11 protein-coding genes and 2 tRNA genes are annotated in these 17,821 nt (G+C 61.2%); 9 read left to right on the forward strand and 4 right to left on the reverse strand.

Going from position 1 to position 17,821, the window contains the following annotated elements:
- Positions 1-260: 260 nt before the first annotated feature.
- Positions 261-333, reverse strand: a tRNA-Lys gene (locus HMPREF2884_RS01260).
- Positions 334-552: 219 nt separating this feature from the next.
- On the opposite strand from HMPREF2884_RS01260, the gene bcp reads away from it, so the two are divergent.
- The 8 genes from bcp (at position 553) to HMPREF2884_RS01300 (ending at position 10,001) form a co-directional block, all read left to right on the forward strand.
- Entirely contained in the window at positions 553-1,029 is a 477-nt protein-coding gene (bcp, locus tag HMPREF2884_RS01265) for a thioredoxin-dependent thiol peroxidase (RefSeq protein ID WP_005508643.1), read from the forward strand.
- A gap of 185 nt (positions 1,030-1,214) precedes the next feature.
- Positions 1,215-1,296: transfer RNA gene (locus tag HMPREF2884_RS01270), tRNA-Leu, on the forward strand.
- Between the two features lie 149 nt (positions 1,297-1,445).
- Positions 1,446-3,566, forward strand: coding sequence for an ABC transporter substrate-binding protein (locus HMPREF2884_RS01275; RefSeq protein WP_070614946.1), 2,121 nt, complete (start codon positions 1,446-1,448; stop codon positions 3,564-3,566).
- Positions 3,567-3,776: 210 nt separating this feature from the next.
- Entirely contained in the window at positions 3,777-5,258 is a 1,482-nt protein-coding gene (locus HMPREF2884_RS01280) for a malate:quinone oxidoreductase (protein ID WP_049337811.1), read from the forward strand.
- Between the two features lie 262 nt (positions 5,259-5,520).
- Positions 5,521-6,912, forward strand: coding sequence for a YihY/virulence factor BrkB family protein (locus HMPREF2884_RS01285; RefSeq protein ID WP_070614948.1), 1,392 nt, complete (start codon positions 5,521-5,523; stop codon positions 6,910-6,912).
- A 100-nt stretch (positions 6,913-7,012) separates the two neighbouring features.
- Positions 7,013-8,068, forward strand: coding sequence for an alpha/beta fold hydrolase (locus tag HMPREF2884_RS01290; RefSeq protein ID WP_070614951.1), 1,056 nt, complete (start codon positions 7,013-7,015; stop codon positions 8,066-8,068).
- Positions 8,069-8,252: 184 nt separating this feature from the next.
- Entirely contained in the window at positions 8,253-9,344 is a 1,092-nt protein-coding gene (locus tag HMPREF2884_RS01295; RefSeq protein ID WP_049337814.1) for an S-(hydroxymethyl)mycothiol dehydrogenase, read from the forward strand.
- 9 nt (positions 9,345-9,353) lie between these two features.
- A complete protein-coding gene (locus HMPREF2884_RS01300) occupies positions 9,354-10,001 on the forward strand; it encodes an MBL fold metallo-hydrolase (protein WP_005508635.1) in 648 nt (215 codons plus the stop codon).
- Positions 10,002-10,106: 105 nt separating this feature from the next.
- On the opposite strand, the gene HMPREF2884_RS01305 is transcribed toward HMPREF2884_RS01300, so the two are convergent.
- The 3 genes from HMPREF2884_RS01305 to HMPREF2884_RS01315 all read right to left on the reverse strand — a co-directional run bounded on the left by HMPREF2884_RS01305 (position 10,107) and on the right by HMPREF2884_RS01315 (position 16,203).
- Entirely contained in the window at positions 10,107-11,699 is a 1,593-nt protein-coding gene (locus tag HMPREF2884_RS01305) for an MFS transporter (RefSeq protein ID WP_246827904.1), read from the reverse strand.
- 62 nt (positions 11,700-11,761) lie between these two features.
- Positions 11,762-15,010, reverse strand: a complete 3,249-nt coding sequence (locus tag HMPREF2884_RS01310) for an AAA family ATPase (RefSeq protein ID WP_070614953.1) — start codon at positions 15,008-15,010, stop codon at positions 11,762-11,764.
- Positions 15,007-16,203, reverse strand: a complete 1,197-nt coding sequence (locus HMPREF2884_RS01315; protein WP_070614955.1) for an exonuclease SbcCD subunit D — start codon at positions 16,201-16,203, stop codon at positions 15,007-15,009. The genes HMPREF2884_RS01310 and HMPREF2884_RS01315 overlap by 4 nt, the downstream gene beginning before the upstream one ends.
- Before the next feature lie 378 nt (positions 16,204-16,581).
- On the opposite strand from HMPREF2884_RS01315, the gene HMPREF2884_RS01320 reads away from it, so the two are divergent.
- Entirely contained in the window at positions 16,582-17,727 is a 1,146-nt protein-coding gene (locus HMPREF2884_RS01320; RefSeq protein WP_070614957.1) for an ADP-ribosylglycohydrolase family protein, read from the forward strand.
- Positions 17,728-17,821: the final 94 nt, after the last annotated feature.

Raw genomic sequence — 17,821 nt, forward strand, 5'->3', positions numbered from 1 at the left:
CCAGTTCGCTAGGCACGGGGCGCACATACTGAGCCACCACGCAACCCAACGAACCGGCGGGATTCCGCGAACCCCTGAACCACAGATGCGCAGAGGTATAGATATTCCCCGTCGCGACATCAGGGTGTCCGAAGCGAAGCGAGGACGGGTCCCCTGTAGGAGCAAGGGGAATATCTATACCTCAAGCCCAGCAAAATCTTTTTCAGAGGGAACGCAAAAATCCCGCCGATTCCGAAGAATCAGCGGGATTTTCTTTGAAGTGCGCCCCCTGGGACTCGAACCCAGAACCCATTGATTAAGAGTCAATTGCTCTGCCAATTGAGCTAGAGGCGCTTGTCTGTTTCAAGGTTTCCCTTGCAACAGAAAAATACTATACGCGAGTTTTTGTGGTGTGCGCAAGTTGATTTGGAGTGAGCCTGGACACATTATTTGGGTGGGGTGTGTGGGACACTAGACTGTGTGTATTGCATGGGGCGCGTCCGCCCTTGGTACTGTGTGGGGCGCATCCGCCGCTCCCCTGCTGATCTCTATTGATGTTTTGAGGAGTTATTGATGAGCGTTCGTCTTGAGCCGGGTACCCCGGCGCCTGCTTTTACCCTTGCTGACGCTTCGGGTAAGGAACATAGCCTGAGTGATTATGCGGGTAGCAAGGTGATTTTGTATTTTTACCCGAAGGCTTCGACTCCGGGTTGTACGAAGGAGGCGTGCGATTTCCGCGATAATTTGGCGTCGTTGAAGTCGTTGGGTTACGTGGTGTTGGGTGTTTCTCCGGATTCGCCGGCGGCTATTGCTCGTTTTGTGGAGAAGGAGTCGTTGACGTTCCCGCTGCTGTCTGATGCTGATCATGCGGTGGCTGAGGCGTATGGTGCGTGGGGTGAGAAGAAGAATTACGGCAAGGTGTATGAGGGCCTGATTCGTTCGACGTTTGTGATTGATGAGCAGGGTGTTATTTCTGTGGCTCAGTACAATGTGCGTGCGACGGGTCATGTGGCGAAGTTGCGTCGTGATTTGGGTATTGACCCGAAGTAGGGTCACGTTTTCTGGGGTTTGCGTATCGCCGTTCTGTTGCTTCTTGAGGGGGTTGTTGTTCGGCGTGTTTGCGGACTTTTGCCCTATGGGGGCTTCTTTTAAGGCTTGGAGAACCTTGGTTCCTGGTGTACACTAATTTTTTGTTGCCTCAGACGCATGCATCTTCGGATGTGGGGTGACGCTACGCGCGAGTGGTGAAATTGGCAGACACGCAGGATTTAGGTTCCTGTGCCTTATGGCGTGGGGGTTCAAGTCCCCCCTCGCGCACACACATTCACATTGGGCCCGCCGTCACGGTTTTCGTGGCGGCGGGTTCTCTTGTATGTGCCTTGCCGGGGTGGATGTGTCTCGCCCGGTTGGGTGTTGAACCGTTATCCTGAGAGATAAGCATCCGCGACGGAAGAGAGGACCCTCCCGTGCAGCATCAGCCTTATGCATCGTCAGCTGTTGGCAGTTCTGATGCGCTGCTGCGAGCCACTGCCGGCTCGAGTGGCTTGAGTCGACGTGCCGTTTTGCGTTTTGGCGCGCTTTTTAGTGCTGGTTTGGCGCTTTCTGCGTGTTCTGGTCAGTCTTCTGCTGGTTCTTCGGCGAGTGCGAGCGCGTCGTCTGCTGATGCGCGTCGTGTGTTTCGTTTTGCGCAGGGTGCGGCGCCGTTGGGTTTGGATCCGGCGTTGTTTCCTGTGGCGAGTACGTATCAGGTGACGGCGCAGGTTTTGCAGACGTTGTTGGTGGCGAATCATTACACGGGTGATCCTGAGGTTCAGGATTCGTTATGTAGTGAGTGGACGGTTTCTGATGACCGTTTGGTGCATACGTTTGTGTTGCGTGAGGCGCATTTTAGTAACGGTTCTGCGTTGACTGCGGATGCTGTGGTGCAGAATTTCCAGAGGTGGCAGGCGTTGGCTACGGGTGAGGGTACTGCTGCTTTGGCGGTGCCTGCTCAGCCGTTGTTTGCGTGGGGTTTTGGTGTGCCGAAGCCGGGTTCTATTGATCCTTCGGCGGTGGAGCCTGCGCCTGTTCAGGCGTCTCCGTCGGGTGCGGCGACTCCGTCTGCGAGTGCTTCTGAGACTGCTGCCCCGAGCGCGTCTGCTTCTGCATCGGCTTCTGATGCTGCGCATCCGGGTGAGAAGAAGTCGGATTCCGCTCAGTCCTCTGTGGTGCAGTCGTTCTTGCCGTTGGTTTCGTCGGTGGTGGCGAAGGGTAACTCTGTGGTGGTGACGCTGTCGCGTCCTTCTCTGGCGTTTCCGCGTATTTTGACGCAGCAGGCGTTTGGCATTATTGATCCTTCGCTTTTTGGTGCGGATCAGAAGCTGACGGGTAACCCGGTGGGTACGGGTGCGTTCCGTGTGGAGTCGTTCGAGGCTGGCACGGTTCGCTTGCTGAAGAATACCCATTTTGATGGTCAGGCACCTGAGCTGGATGAGATTCAGATTTCGACCCTCACTTCGTCGGATAAGCGTTATTTTGCGCTGATGGAGGGTCACATTGATGCGTGTGATCAGGTGAATTCGTCTGATCTGGGTCAGTTGGCGCGTGATGGCTATCAGACGCCGGGCCGTGACCCGTTCTCGCTGGTGTATTTGGGTTTGAATACGGCGCATCCGGTGTTGAAGAATATTTCGGTGCGTCGCGCTATTTCGCATGCTGTGGATCGCGGTGCACTACGTCAGTATTATCCGCAGGGCACCTCGGATGCGCAGACGCTGATTTCGCCGTCGTTCCGCATTAAGGCTGATGACGCGAAGGATTACACGGACCGTAATCAGGATATGGCACGCTCGCTGTTGGCGACTGCTGGGTACGACAATCAGGTGATTGAGTGTTACTACCCTGCCGATGTGTCTCTGCCGTGGATGGATACTCCGCAGAAGGTGTATTCGGAGATGGTGGCTTCGCTGATTGAGGTGGGCCTGAATATTAAGCCGGTGCCTCTGCCGTGGTCTGAGTATCTGTCGAAGAGCCGTGAGGTTTCTTCTGAGCGCGGTATTACGTTGGCGGGTTTCTACGGCATGTACCGTGACCCGTATGCGTTCTTTGGTCCGGTGTTGGCGCCGCTGATTGCTGAGCATCAGGTGCGTTCGTTGATTGCTAATGCGCCGTCGGATATGACGACTGGTTTGATGAAGAAGAGTTCTGATGTGCCGTCGTCGGGTGGTGCGAATTCGAATGTGCGGATTTCTGCGACTCCGAGCCCGCAGCCGAGTTATTCGCCGGACCCGTTGATGCCTGAGGAGGAGGCTTCGGCTTCTGCTTCGCCGAGCCCGTCGGCGTCGCCTTCGCCGTCGCCTACTGCTGTGGCGGTGGCGCCGTCGCCTCGTTTTACTGAGATTTTGGAGGCGATTCGTACCGCGGACTCTGCCGATTCGGTGGATTCGCAGCGCGAGTTGTATGCGAAGGTTGTGTCTCAGTTGGGTCAGTTCATGCCGGCGGTTCCGTTGCTGAATGTGACGTCTAAGGTGGCGGTGAGCCGTGAGGTTCAGGGCTATCAGACGGAGCAGAATGCGATTGAGCTGTTCGGTAAGTTGCGTAAGTTGTAGGCAGTTCAGGTTTGAGTGTTGCGTTGCGTGTGTGTTTGGCGTGCCCTGGAGGGTTTTTACCTTCCAGGGAAGCTAACATGTGAACTGCAACACTCTCCTGTTATTTGCTGATTCTAGCTATGCCAACCCCGCTAAAAGGAGTAGGCTAGATGATGTACCCCACAGTCATTGTGCCCAGGCCGGGCACCCGCACCCCTAAGGGAGAATTCAGTGGTAGCACGTACTGAACGAACCGACGTCGTCCTGGTCGGCGGCGGCATCATGAGCGCCACCCTCGGCGTGTTCCTCAAGGAGCTCGAACCGACCTGGAATATTATCCTGCTCGAACGCCTCGACAAGGTTGCTCAGGAATCCTCCAACCCCTGGAATAACGCAGGTACCGGCCACTCGGCGCTATGCGAACTCAACTACGCACCCGCTGGCCCCGACGGCACCGTCTCGGCAGCTAAGGCGCTGAACATTAACGAGCAGTTCCAGGTTTCCCGCCAATTCTGGGCTTCCCTGACTGAGAAGAATATTCTGACTGACACCAGCTTCATCAACCCGGTCCCCCACATGTCCCTGGTCTTCGGCGAAGACCACTCCAAGTACCTGGCTGCGCGCTACGATTCTTTCCGCAAGGAGAAGCTCTTCGAGCGTATGCAGTTCTCCAATGACCGCGAGAAGATTGGCGAATGGGCACCGCTGACCGTCAAGGGCCGCAAGGGTAACGAGTCGATGGCTGCAACCTGGTCCCCCGAAGGTACCGACGTGAACTTCGGCTCCCTCACCGAGCAGCTGGTCGATTACCTGCAGACCAAGGGTGTTGAGGTTCGCTACGGCTACCAGGTCACCAACCTGAACCGCGAGTCGAACGGTTCCTGGCAGGTTGAGGCGATTAACCGCATCAACAAGGATGAGCCTCTGAGCATCAACGCGAAGTTCGTGTTCCTCGGTGCCGGCGGTGGCGCCCTGCACCTGTTGCAGAAGTCCGGCATTGAAGAGGGTAAGGGCTACGGCGGCTTCCCCGTCTCCGGTCTGTTCCTGCGCAACACCCACGAGGCAACCGCAAACCAGCACAACGCTAAGGTGTACGGTCAGGCTTCGGTGGGTGCACCTCCCATGTCTGTTCCCCACCTGGACACCCGCTACGTGGACGGCAAGCGTGCTCTGCTCTTCGGACCCTACGCCGGTTTCAAGACAAACTTCTTGAAGCAGGGTTCCGTGCTGGATCTGCCGAAGTCCCTGCGCCTGCACAACCTGTACCCCATGACCCGTGCAGGTCTGGATAACTTCTCCCTTGTCAAGTACCTGCTCTCCGAGCTGGTCAAGGACAAGAACGCTCGCCTGGAGACCCTGCACCAGTACTACCCCGAGGCTGACGGCGGCGAGTGGGAGCTCATCGAGGCTGGTCAGCGCGTCCAGATCATGAAGAGGGACGCGAAGAAGGGCGGCATCCTGCAGTTCGGTACCGAGGTTGTCTCCGCAGCGGACGGCTCCATCGCGGCTCTGCTGGGCGCATCCCCCGGTGCTTCCACCGCGGCTCCGATTATGCTGAACCTGTTGGCTAAGTGCTTCCCCTCCAAGATTGCTGGTTGGGAGCCTCGCCTGAAGGAGCTTATCCCCGGTTACGGTGTGAAGCTCAACGACAACCCGGATCTGGCTGATGAGCTGATGGCTCACACCGCTAAGGTTCTGGGTATTCACAACTAGTTTTCAGTTAGGCTCAGCAGGTAGCTTTATACCCTAGCTGACAAGCCTTTTTTGAGGCTTTTCGGGGCGGTTACCCTCTCTAACTGACCGACAGGTCAGCTATCTGCACTCGCAGAAAAATGCGGGAGGGTTAGAAAACCCTATAATGTCACCGCAGGGGCGGGAAGGACAGCTCATTGTTCTCCTCGCCCCTTCTGTGCGCCCACACGCTGAAGCTCATAGGCGCACCACTGTGTACATCCCACTCATTCAAGGAGCCCCATTGGCTGCACACACCGGCTCTTCCACGGACACCTCCTCAACCCAGGTACCCGCCGGAGCTCGACGCGGACTCTTCTCCCGTAAGAAGAAGCCCGCAGCCCCCAAGTACGCAAGCGTGAAACTGCGCGACTTCCCCAAGGGCAGCATCCTCTACATTCTGCGCCGTGCCATCTACAAATTCGGCGCAAACGGCGGCACCGACATGGCGGCAGCACTCACCTACTTCACCGTGCTGTCCATCTTCCCCGCCCTGCTGGCGATCGTCTCCCTACTGGGCGTATTCGGTCACGGTGAGGAAAGCGCCGCCGTCATCCTCGCCTTCCTCAAGGACAACGCACCCGCCCAGATGTACGCCATTATGGAAGACCCCATCAAGCAGATTACCGGTGACCAAGGCGCAGGCCTGGTGCTGTTGACCGGTATCCTCAGTGCGCTCTGGTCCGCCTCTGGGTACACCGGATCCTTCGGCCGAGCTCTCAACACGGTTTACAACGTGCGTGAAGGCCGCCCCGGCTGGATGCTCAAACCCATCAACGTGTTCGTCACCGCCGTGCTCATCATCCTCGTGGTACTCATGATGCTCATGCTGCTGCTGGGCGTAACCGTCCTGGACATGGTCGGTCAGTACGTACCCGAAACCGTCAATATGGAGCTCATCAAGCTCATCTGGCTCAACGGCCGCTGGGTCCTCATCCTGTTCATGGCAATCGGGCTCATCACCCTGCTGTACGCCGCAACCCCGAACGTGCGCCGCTTCAAACAGTGGAAGCTCTCCCCCGGTGCGGCACTTGCCCTCTTCGGCATGGGCCTGGGCGGTTTCGGATTCACCCTCTACGCCAACAACTTCAGCAAGTACAACGCCACCTACGGCCTTATTGGTGGTGTGATTGTGATGCTGCTGTTCATCTGGATTATGAACAATATGCTTCTCTTCGGCGCGCACCTGGACGCAGAAATCATGCTCATGCGCCAGGTACTCGCCGGCGAAGACGACCACGGATATCTGAAGGTTCAGCCGCGCAGCACCACCGCATCCCGTGCGATGAAAGAACAGCGCGAACGCCTCATGTCCGCCGGACGCGAATTGCAGCAGCAGGCGGCAGGCCAGGGCATGCTCCCCAAGCCGAAGGGCCCCTCCATTGCGGCTCGCGTGCAGAAGGCTGTGGACACCAACACCACCATGATTCGCACGCTCATTGCCGACGGTAAGGAACGCATCGAAAACGGTAAGGAGCAGCTGCAGCAGAAGCAGGCGAAGGCAGACGCCACCGAAACTCAGGCTTCTGAGGCAACCGCGGCGAAGGCAGAAGCGAGCGCAAAGGCTGAACCTCAGCAGGAGGCGCTCTTCGACCTGAGTGCCGACAACTCAACCGGTGCGGCACAGAAGAACTAAGCGGCAGCTCAGCTGGGCGCGTACCGTCTCAACGCATCAAGGGCGCGAGATAGAAAAGGGCGCAGGACAGAAACCCTGCGTTGGTCACTAAGATAGAACTATGACCAGTGCAGATTTCTCTCCCGCGCCCTTTGCCGTACCCAATGCTACTGTACCCGGCACTACCCTGCCCGACCTCGAGTACACCCTCTACCAGCCGCAGCAACTCAAAAGCCGCGTCCCCGCCCTCATGATTCACGGCTTCGCCACCCGCGGCGAGCAGCTCTACGGCGGCACCGGCTGGATCCGCCAATACCTGCGCGCCGGATACCCCGTGCTGATTGTTACCCTGCCCTACCACTCGGACGAATATCTCAAAGACCCCGAGTCCATGCGCGCTATCGACTGCAAGCTCCCCGACAACACGGGTGTGCGTAGTGGCACGATTCCGTTCGATGCGGCGCCCTCTGTCGATGCGGCGCCCTCTGTCGATGCGGTGCCCCCTATCGATGTGGCAGCTCAGCCGCTGACCCCCATGCACCTGTTCACCAACCTGCTCGCCCAATTGCTGCGCACCGTCGCCACCGAGAACGACCTCGACGTTGAACTGCAGCCGCGCGCGCACGTTATTGGCTTCTCCTTCGGCGCCCGCGTCGGCTGGGAACTCGCCCTCACCCACCCGGAGGCGGTCGCATCCCTCACCCTGGGCGGCCTGCCCCTACACGACCACCTCATTACCCTGCGTTCCATGCTCGAAGCGCACGAGGGAACCAGCGTCACGGCGGATAGTGAAACCCCGGCGGCGGACTCCACCGACGAGGCGATTGCCTCCTTCACCTCGATTATTGACAACTCCCCCATTCAGCCCGACGCACTGCTGAAGTTCGTGCGGATTCCCTTCGGCCCGTTCTTCGACGTGCCCGCCCTGCGTGCCGGATCCCCGAACCTACCTGCCGGTCACCCGGGCGCGCATCCGCACGCACCCGTTGCTGTCGTGCTCGGTGACGCGGACACCATCGCCGCAGACGGTGCGGAACTCTACGACATGGTGCGCGGCAACAACCCGCTCAACCGCTTCATCTCCCTGCCCGGCCGCGACCACGTGAATGCACTGACCTCGGGCGCATTCCGACGCGGTGCGCTCGCCTTTGCAGCAGAGGTGGAGGCGGCAGAGTAAGTAGCCGCAGGCTACGCGGGTTCCGGGAGGAGTAAGAGACAACGTCATAAAACGTCACATTCACCTGGGGGCTTCACGCTCAGCCCCGGGGTGCATCAGGTATGCCTTAGCTCTTAGAATGGGAACGTATCAAAAAACCTTTATCTGCGGTTGAACCTCAACCGTGCCTCAGCAAAGGAGCACCATGCACAAGGTTAAGGCTGTCGTAGCCCTCGCCCAGGACGCGCCCGTCACCGTCACCACCATCAACGTACCCGACCCCGGCAAGGGCGAAGCACTCGTCAAGGTCCTCACCTGCGGTGTCTGCCAGACCGACCACCACTACGTCACCGGCGGCGTCGGCCAGGACTTCCCCTACCTGCTCGGCCACGAGTCCGCAGGTATCGTCGAGGCTGTCGGCGATGACGTCACCGACATCGCCCCCGGCGACCTGGTCATCCTCAACTGGCGTGCAGTCTGCGGCGAATGCCGCGCATGCCGCAAGGGCCAGCCGCAGTACTGCTTCGCAACCCACAACGCAACCCAGAAGATGACCCTCGAGGACGGCACCGAACTCACCCCCGCACTGGGTATCGGCTCCTTCGCTGAGAAGACCCTCGTCGCAGCCGGTCAGTGCACCAAGATCACCGCTGACATCAGCCCCGAACAGTACGCAGCCATCGGTCTGCTCGGTTGCGGCGTTACCGCAGGTCTGGGTGCTGTTCTGAACACCGGTGAGCTCAAGCGCGGCGAGTCCGTCGCAGTCATCGGCTGCGGCGGCGTCGGAACCGCAGCAATTGCAGGCGCACAGCTCGGTGGCGCAACCACCATCATCGCCGTCGACATCGACGAAGAGAAGCTGGCACGCGCACGCGAGCACGGCGCAACCCACACCGTGAACTCCTCCAAGGTCGACCCCGTCGAAGCCATCAAGGAACTCACCGGCGGCTTCGGTGCAGACCTCGTCATCGACGCTGTCGGCATCGCCCCCACCTTCAAGCAGGCATTCGAAGCACGCGACCTGGCTGGCCGCGTCGTCCTCGTCGGCGTGCCCGCGCCCGGCACCACCTGGGACATCCCGCTGGATGAGGTGTTCGGCCGCGGCGGCTCTATCAAGAGCGCATGGTACGGCGACACCCTGCCCTCCCGCGACTTCCCCGAATTCGTGGACCAGTACCTGCTCGGCCGCCTCGATCTGGACGGCTTCGTCTCCGAGCGCATCCGCCTCGAAGACGTCAACGAAGCATTCGAAACCATGAAGACCGGCCGCGTGCTGCGCTCGGTCGTGGAACTCTAGGAGCGTAGCGTGAGCGAACGTATTGAACGAGTCGTCACCTCCGGCACCTTCTCGCTGGACGGCGGCTGCTGGGACGTCGACAACAACGTCTGGATCATCGGCAATGACTCCTCCGTGATTATCATTGACCCCGCCCACGACGTCGACAAGATTTCCCGCACCGTCGCAGGCCGCACCGTGGAGAAGATTCTGCTGACCCACGCCCACGACGACCACATCCGTAGCGCCAAGGAGGCGGCAGAACGCTTCGGCGCACCCGTCTACCTGAACCCCGCGGACCGTGTGCTCTGGGAAATGGTGTACCCCTCCTGGGACTTCGATCACGAACTCGCTGACGGCGACGTACTGCGCATCGGCGACACCGAACTGAAGGTCCTCGCCACCCCCGGCCACTCCCCCGGCTCCGTGTGCTTCTACGCACCCACCCTCAGCTGGGAGAACAGCGAAGGCGTCGTCTTCTCCGGCGACACCCTCTTCAACGGCGGCCCCGGCGCAACCGGACGCTCCTACAGCGACTTCGACACCATCATCGAGTCGATCTCGACCCGCCTGCTGACCCTGCCCGAGTCCACCGCGGTCCTCACCGGCCACGGCGACAGCACCGGCATCGGTCTGGAAGCACCCGAGCTTCCGGCATGGATCAAGCGCGGTCACTAAACCGGCAGCCTCACGCTGAGGCATGAAAAAGCCAAGCACGGTACGCAAAAGGCGGATGCCCCACCACCTGCATAAAGTGGCGGGGCATCCGCCTTTAAACATGCCCTAACGACGTTCCAACTGATCCCAAGGAGTCAGCTGCTCCTCATGCTCCTCACGCCACAGGTAGCCGTACAAATGACCCAACGCAAAATACAGAGTCGCAATAATCACCGGAACCATAAACGCATTACGGTAATACGGGGCATCCCCCATATAGCCGCCCCACATACTACCCAGCGCTAGACCAATACCCAGCATCGAGCGGGTAAAGAAGCTCGCCTGAGCATCAGGAATATGCTTGAGCGAACGGTTCAGCCACAGCTCATGGCCACCAAACGCCACGCCCAGCACCGCGCCGCACAGCGCCAACGCATAGAAAATCGTGGACGTATCATCGCTCGCCGGCAAGTACAGCGCCGCCATAATCAGCAGAACACCGCTCGCCAGCCAGCCATGCCACGGGTTCACCGAACGGCCACCCAAAACCACGGGGAAAGCCACCACCACGAGCGCACCGGTACCGGTCGCAACCATCGCCATGAACAGGTTCATCGAACCGTGAATCAGCGAGAAGCCCAGCAGACCAGAACCAACCGAACCCATGCACGCACCCAGCAGCACCAGACCAAGAATCAGCACCACCGTCTGACGGCTCGGACGCACCAGATTCTGCGGCGGAGCCATGCGAATACGCGAAATATCCGGTAGCCACCTCGGCGCCGCCAGCACCACGACGAACAGTAGCGCATCCAGAATAATCGTGATCCAGAAACCCGCATACTCATGATTCGGGGTGATGTACACATCACCCAGCCATACCAACAGAGCAGCCAGCGGGTGCATCGACATGTTCGCCGTAGTACCCCACGACACCGCAGTCGACAAGCGAACATCACTGTACTGATAGTTACGGCGATACAGCGACTCAAGAGCGAACGGAGTCCACGGCGGAGTCGTGAAACCCATCGCCACACACGAGAGCGCATGGTAGGTCGTACTCACATTATTCGGGTCAACCGTCAAACGCCAACCAATCACCAGCATGTTCAGCACCGCAGCGATGTTCAGAATCGACGTAATCGCCAGCAACGACCGCAAACCCAGAGCACGCACCAGCATCGGGCCGAGCATAATCTGCACCGAATACGCGCCAGTAAACGCCGCCACCGCATAGCCGCCATCATGCACACTACCCAGGTGGCTCGCCAACAGAATATACAGCGCAAACGCCGAAGAAGCCGCCGGAATGTGGAACAGAATCGTCAACACATTACGGGCAAAACCCTCAGCACGAAGCACAGCATACAGGTGACGACGCTGCTCCTTACCGTTGCGCAGGAACAACGCCCAATGCTGACGCAAAATGTCCGGCACCGACGCGTTCGTATTAATCTCGTCCGCAGCCGGAATCGGGCGAGGCGGCAGCTCCTGCAACACGTGCTCGTTGTTGCGCACCACATCCGTCAGGGACGTGCCCGGAACCGTCGGAATGCCCGTGCCCGAAGCACGCATTTTATTCAGCGCATCGGAGGCTGGGCTCACCTTCATGGTGCGCGGAGGAACCTCCGGCGCGGATGCGCCAGTGCGCGCATCAGCCGAAGGTTCCACACGATACGTTGAATTCGGGTCCCTATCCTGAGGTGTCGAGGTCATCATCTCTTTCACGAATAAGCCGCCGGACATGCCACAACAGCGGCCCGGAAGCGAATTTATGCCTACTAGGAGTTTACCCTCACCGAGGAGCCGTTCTGACCCTTTTCAACCACAATCTGGGCGGGAATACGGTTCTTCATCTCCTCCACATGCGAAATCAGGCCAATAGTGCGGCCACTATCACGCAGAGATTCGATCGTGCCCATCACCATGTCCAGGGTCTCGGCGTCCAACGTGCCGAAGCCCTCATCGATGAACAGGGTGTCCAGCTCGATACCGCCGTTATTCGCCTGCACAACCTCAGCCAGACCCAACGCCAACGACAGCGACGCCAAGAACGACTCGCCACCGGACAGCGACGACGCCTCACGCGGCTCGCCCGTCCAGGTGTCGGTAATCTCCAGGTTCAGGCCGCCGCCGGAACGGCTACCCTTCGCACGATGATCGCTGAACATCATGCCGTAGCGGCCCTCACTCATGCGATCCAGGTGCAGTGACGCCGAGTGCAGAATCCGCTCAAACTCGGCGCCCAGCACGTAACTCACCAGGTCAACCTGATGCTCATAACCGCCCAGCGTGTCACCGCGGGCAGCCGCCGCCAGGTTCGCCAGCATCTGCGCGCGGTCATAACGCTGCGCCGTCTTCGCACGGAACGCCGCATACTCGCCGCGCAGCGCCTGTAGGGAACGCAGCACGCTCTCCCGCTCACCCTCACGAAGAGTCAAACGGTGCGCCGCCGCACGCAACTGCTCAACCTGCTCACGCACACCTTGCAGATCATCCGGCGCCTGCTCACCAGCGGCAACGCGAGCCGCCACCGCAACAATCGCCTCACGACCAAAGCCCTCAAGAAGGCGGGCGTGCTCCAGCTCATACGCGGCAACAGCCTGCTCCAGGGCGTCAATGCGCTCGGGGGTGCGCACCGCCGCACGAACCAGCTCGGCGCTCTCAAACGCCGACTCGCCCAACAGACACTGCGCCTGCGCCGCCGCCTGGGCATGACGCTCACGCGCCTGACCCAACAGCAACACCGCACGAGCCAGACGCTGATGCGCCGCACGGTAGCCATCCACAGCCTCAACACGCTGCGCAAATCCCACCGCCGCACGAGCAGGCGCCAAATCAGCCGCAGTAACCTCGCAGCGCGCCGAAGCGTCACGGTGACGCGTCTGCGCCTCAACCGCCGCGCCCTCGATGGTGCGCAGCGCCTCCTGAGCCTTCTGCTGCTCAACCCGCACCCGCTCAACCTTCGCATGCACACCGTCACGCGCCGTCACGCGCGACTGAGCCTGCGCGAGGCGGGTCTGCGCCTGCTGCAGCTGCGCGGCAGTCTGCTCGACATCGCACTCGCCCTGGGCAGCCAGGGTCTCGTACTGGGTGCGGGCGGCGGCAAGCGCCTCGGAGGCTTCCTGATGCGCCTTGGTCGCCCGGTCCTTAGCGAGTTCGTGGGTGCGCGCCTGCTTGTGCGCCTTGTCTTCACGCTCCTTGGCGGCGTCCAGGTCGGCGCGCTCAACCAGCTGCTCACCCTCGGCAATCTGCGCCGGGGCGGGGTGCTCCACCGAGCCGCAGACCGCGCAGGGTTCGCCGTCCTTGAGCTCACGCGCCAGCAGGGAGGACGCCTGGGCGAGGCGCAGCACCTGCAGGTTCTTGAACTCCTCCGTCGCGGCGAGCGCCTGCTGAGCCGAAGCCTGCCACTTTTCCTGCGCCTTCTGCTCGGCGGTGGCGGTGCGCTTGTTCTGCTTCTCAGCCTCAGCAACCGCTGCGGAGGCGGCATCGAGCTTCTGCTGCATCTGCTGAGCGGCGTCGTGCTTCTGCTGCGCCTCGGTGACCAGGTGCGCGGCGAGGGTACGCTCCTCGTCGGCGGTGCTGTAGCCGGCGAGTTCTTCGGCAAGCTGCTCGGCGGCGGCGGTCAGGTCGCTCAGGGTCTTTTCGGCACGCGCCTTGTCCTGTTCGAGGGCATTAGCCTGCTTCAGCAGGGCGGCAACGGCGGCTTCCTCGTCGGTAAGCTGTGCGTCCTTCTTCTGCAGGGCGCGCAGGGTGTCGAGGAGCGCTTCGAGCTGGGTTTCCTGCTCGGCGGGTTCGAGATCCGGGAGCGCGGCGAAGGTCGTCTCTTCGGGGAAGGTGACGTCTGCTGAGGTTTCCTCATCGCGGAGCGCCGCAAGCAGGGCGCGACCGTTTTCCTCAAGCGCGGAAGCACACGCCGAATGTTCCTGTTCTCGGGCGGCGAGCGCCTGCGATTCGGCTTGGACCTGCGCGTACTGTGCGTGCAGGGGCGCCGCGGCACGCGCCTGCGCCAGCTCTTCACGCTGCGCCTTGTGCTCGTCGGCGCGTTCGGTCAGGCGGGTGCGGCGCTCGCAGAGCTGCTCGTATTCGCGCCAGTCGGCCTGTAGCTGGGCGCGTTCGGCGAGTAGGCGGGTGTTCCGGTCGGCTTCGTCGGTGAGGCGCTGCTGTTCCTGCTTTTCGCGCGTGGAGGTTTCGCGGGCGCGCGCTATCCCAACGGCGATCCATGTGTCGAGGGTTTCGGCGGTGACACTCTCAGCGGTGAGCTGTTCGGAAGTCTCCTCCCCTGCAGCCTCTTCAGCGTCCGGGTCTGCAGCGTCCAGTAGCGCCTGCAGGGCGAGCATTTCTGCGCGGGCACGTTCGAGGTAGCCGCGCTGGGTGTTTTCGTCCTGGGCGACTTCCTGCTGGGCGGTTTTCGCTTCCTCGGTGAGTGCGGCGAAGAGCTGTTCGTAGTGTTCGACGGGGAACATCTTTTTGAGCAGTTCTTTGCGTTCTTTGGGCTTGGACTTGAGGAATTGCGCGAACTGACCCTGCGGCAGGAGTACGACCTTGAGGAATTGTTCTTTGGTCAGGTGGGTGCGTTCGGCGATGGTGCGGTTGACTTCGGCGACGCTGCTGGAGATGGGCGTCCATGCCTTTTCGTCGGAGGGGTCGGCGCCGGGTGCGAGTTCGGCGAGGGTGGCTTTGGCGCTTTCTTCGCGCATCTGGCCTTTGCGGGCGCCGCGGGTGATGGGCTTGTTGTAGGCGGGGGTGCGGTCGATGCGCAGGCGCTTGCCGTGGAGGGTCACGTCGAGTAGCACGCGCGGTTTGGTGCCGCTGTGTGCCGCGTAAGTGGAGTGCAGTTTGGCGGATTCGCGGTCGCTGCTGGTTTCGCCGTAGAGGGCGTAGCAGATGGCGTCAAGGATGGTGGTTTTACCGGCGCCGGTGGGGCCGTTGAGCAGGAATACGCCGGCGTTGTTGAGGGCGTCGAAGTTGATTTCTTGGCGCTTGGGGTATGCCATGAAGGCTTCGAATTCGAGGTTGTGCAGGATCATGCGTTGTCCTTGTGGCTTTTGATGTGGTCACTGAGGGTGGTGATGACGTTGCGTTCTTCGCTGGTGAGGGGGCGGTTGCGTACGTATTGGTGGAATTGGTCGAAGGTTTCGACGGGGTCGGCGTCGCGGGTGAGGGGTGCGGCGGCGGGTTTGTCAGTGGCGGGTTGGGTGCTGCGGTAGCTGAAGTGGGAGATGGTTTCGTAGCGGCTGCGCAGGCGGTCGACGGCGCCGACGGGTAGGGGTTCGTCGGTGAGTTCGATGCGGCAGTAGTAGCCCTGCTCGTAGGGGCTGTTTTCTGGGTCGTTGAGTAGCTGCTCCATGGTGCCGCGCAAGGTTTTCATGTGCACGCGGGTTGCCCATTCGTGGCTGCTGATGGTGGGTTCTTCGCCGGGGTTGAGTTCGATGAGGTAGGCGCCGTTGCGGTTGTGTTCTTCGCTGAATGAGAAGCCGAGGGGTGAGCCGCTGTACCGGATGGTGGGGGTGACGGGGTACCGCTTGTGGATGTGGCCGAGGGCTACGTAGTCGAAGCCGTCGAAGAGGGAGGCGGGTACCCAGTCGATGCCGCCGACGCTGATGTCGCGTTCGGAGTCGCTGCGGGGCGTGGTGTCTGCGCTGCCGGCAATGTCACTGCCGGTGGTGTCGCTGACGGTTGCGTGGCTCATGACGATGATGCGGTCGGCACCTTCGCCGCGGGCGCGTCGTTCTGCGGCGTCGGCGCGGATGGCGTTGGTGACGGCGCCGAGGACTGCCTGGTGGGTGGGTTCTACGCCGAGGGCGGTGGCGTGGAGGCGCGGCGCGAGGTAGGGGATGGCGTAGACGTGTACGCGCAAGGTGCCGTCGGTGAGTTCGACGGGGCGGGTGGTGTCTTCGATGGTGGTGCGTAGGTGCACGCCGGAGGCTTCGAAGAAGGCAGCGCCGTAGCTGAGGCGGCGGAAGGAGTCGTGGTTGCCGGAGCTGAGGATGACTTGCACGCCGGCGCGCATGAGGCGGGTGAGTGCCTGGTCGAGCAGGGTGGTGCTTTCGGCGGTGGGGATGGTGCTGTCGTAGACGTCGCCGCTGATGAGGAGAGTGTCGATGCCTTCGGCGTGCACGTAGTTGAGCAGTTCGTCGATGAACTGCTGGTGTTCGCGTGTGAGGGGGCTGCGGTGGAAGGTGCGGCCAAGGTGCCAGTCGGAGGTGTGCAGGATCTTCATGGTTTCAGTATGGCATTGCGTCTTATTTTGCGCCTCACAGTTCGTCATTCAGGGGCGGAACCCTCTGCTCAGACCCCACCGCGGCGTAGGCACTCGCGTGGAGCGGGGGCTCCGTCCCAGGTATCTCCCCATCCGCGGAGCAGGCACCCCACCGCGGCGCAGGTGCTCATGCGGAGCGGGGGCTCCGTCCTCGAAGCGCCCCCAGGCGCTGAAGAGGGGGCACTCCCCCGCGAGCATGAGTACGAAGCCGCCCGGTACATCCTCCTCCCGCAAGCGTGAGCACAAAGCCGCCTGGTACACCCCCACCCCGCGAGCGTGAGCACGAAGCCGCCTGGCACATCCCCCGCGCATCCTAACCACCCGTGGGATAATCGCCCTATGAGTTTTTCTTCTGTTGAGTTCACACGTGCACCTGAGGTTTCGGCTGAGTTTGCGGACAGGGTGCGCGGCTTGTTGCGTGCGTCTGCGTTGGGTGATGCGCTGGGTTATCCGTTGGAGTTGTTGCCGGCGGATCAGATTGCGGCGTGCGACCCGAAGCCGTGGGATTCGGCGTTTGGTGAGCTGTTGGTCAGTGATGATACGCAACTGACCTGCTTCACTTTGGATGGCCTGACGGAGGTTTTGGAGTGGAATAATGAGGGCGCGGCGGCGGATGAGTTGGCGTGTCTGTGGTTGGCGTATTTGCGGTGGTTCCGCGGTATTGGTGAGGTTTTGCCGGAGTCTGCGCCGTTTTCGTTGGATCGTGAGATTGATGGGTCTTCGGAGTTGACGGCTCGTCGTGGTCCGGGTGCGGCGACGTTGCGGGCGTTGGGTTCGGGTGAGATGCAGTTGGTGTCGAAGTCTTTGAATCCTGATGCTTTGGGTAGTGGTGCGTTGGTGCGTTCGGCGGCGTTGGGTGTTTTGCCGGTGGCGCAGGAGCGTACGGTGGTTTTGTTGGCGGTGCGTGCGGCGGCGTTGACGCATGGGCATCCGGAGGCGTTGGCTTCGGCGGCGGCGTATGCGTTGCTGGTTCGTGACCTGTTGGCGTCCCCGGCTGGCTCGTTTGATGCATTGTTAGAGGCGGCGCGGCGTGTGGTGTCGTGGTGTGGTTCGGTGGCGGCGGATGATTCGATTCCGGGTGATGCTTCGCGTACGGCGGCGGCGTTGAGTCGTGCCGTTGAGCTGCTGGAGCGCGGCGTGGCCCCGGTTCCGGGGGCTGTGGCGGAGCATTTTGGTACGGGTTGGACGGCGCCGGAGCTGTTGGGTGTGGCGTTCTGGTGTGCGGCGTATGCTGTGAAGATCTTGCCTGCTGATACCGACGATGCGACGGTACGCAATGCGCTGTTTGAGGGTTTGTGCCGTGCGGTGTCGGTGGATTCGGATTCGGATTCGGTGGGTGCGATGACGGCGGCGTTGTGGGCGGCGGCTGGTTTGCCGGTGTCTGGCGGTGAAGCTGATGCGTGGTCGCAGGCGCTGGGTCGTGTGTGCGGCTTGGATCAGGTGGAGGCGGTGGCGGACCGCTATCTGCGTCAGCTGGGTCTGTAGCGGCGCGGTATAGCTGGCGGCGTAGCGGACATGCGGAGCGGGGGCTCCGTCCTCAAGGCGGCTGGCCCATTCACTTATTGGGGCGCCGCAGAGG

The organism is Rothia sp. HMSC073B08 (assembly GCF_001812975.1).
In the GTDB taxonomy this organism is placed as follows: Bacteria; Actinomycetota; Actinomycetes; order Actinomycetales; family Micrococcaceae; genus Rothia; species Rothia mucilaginosa.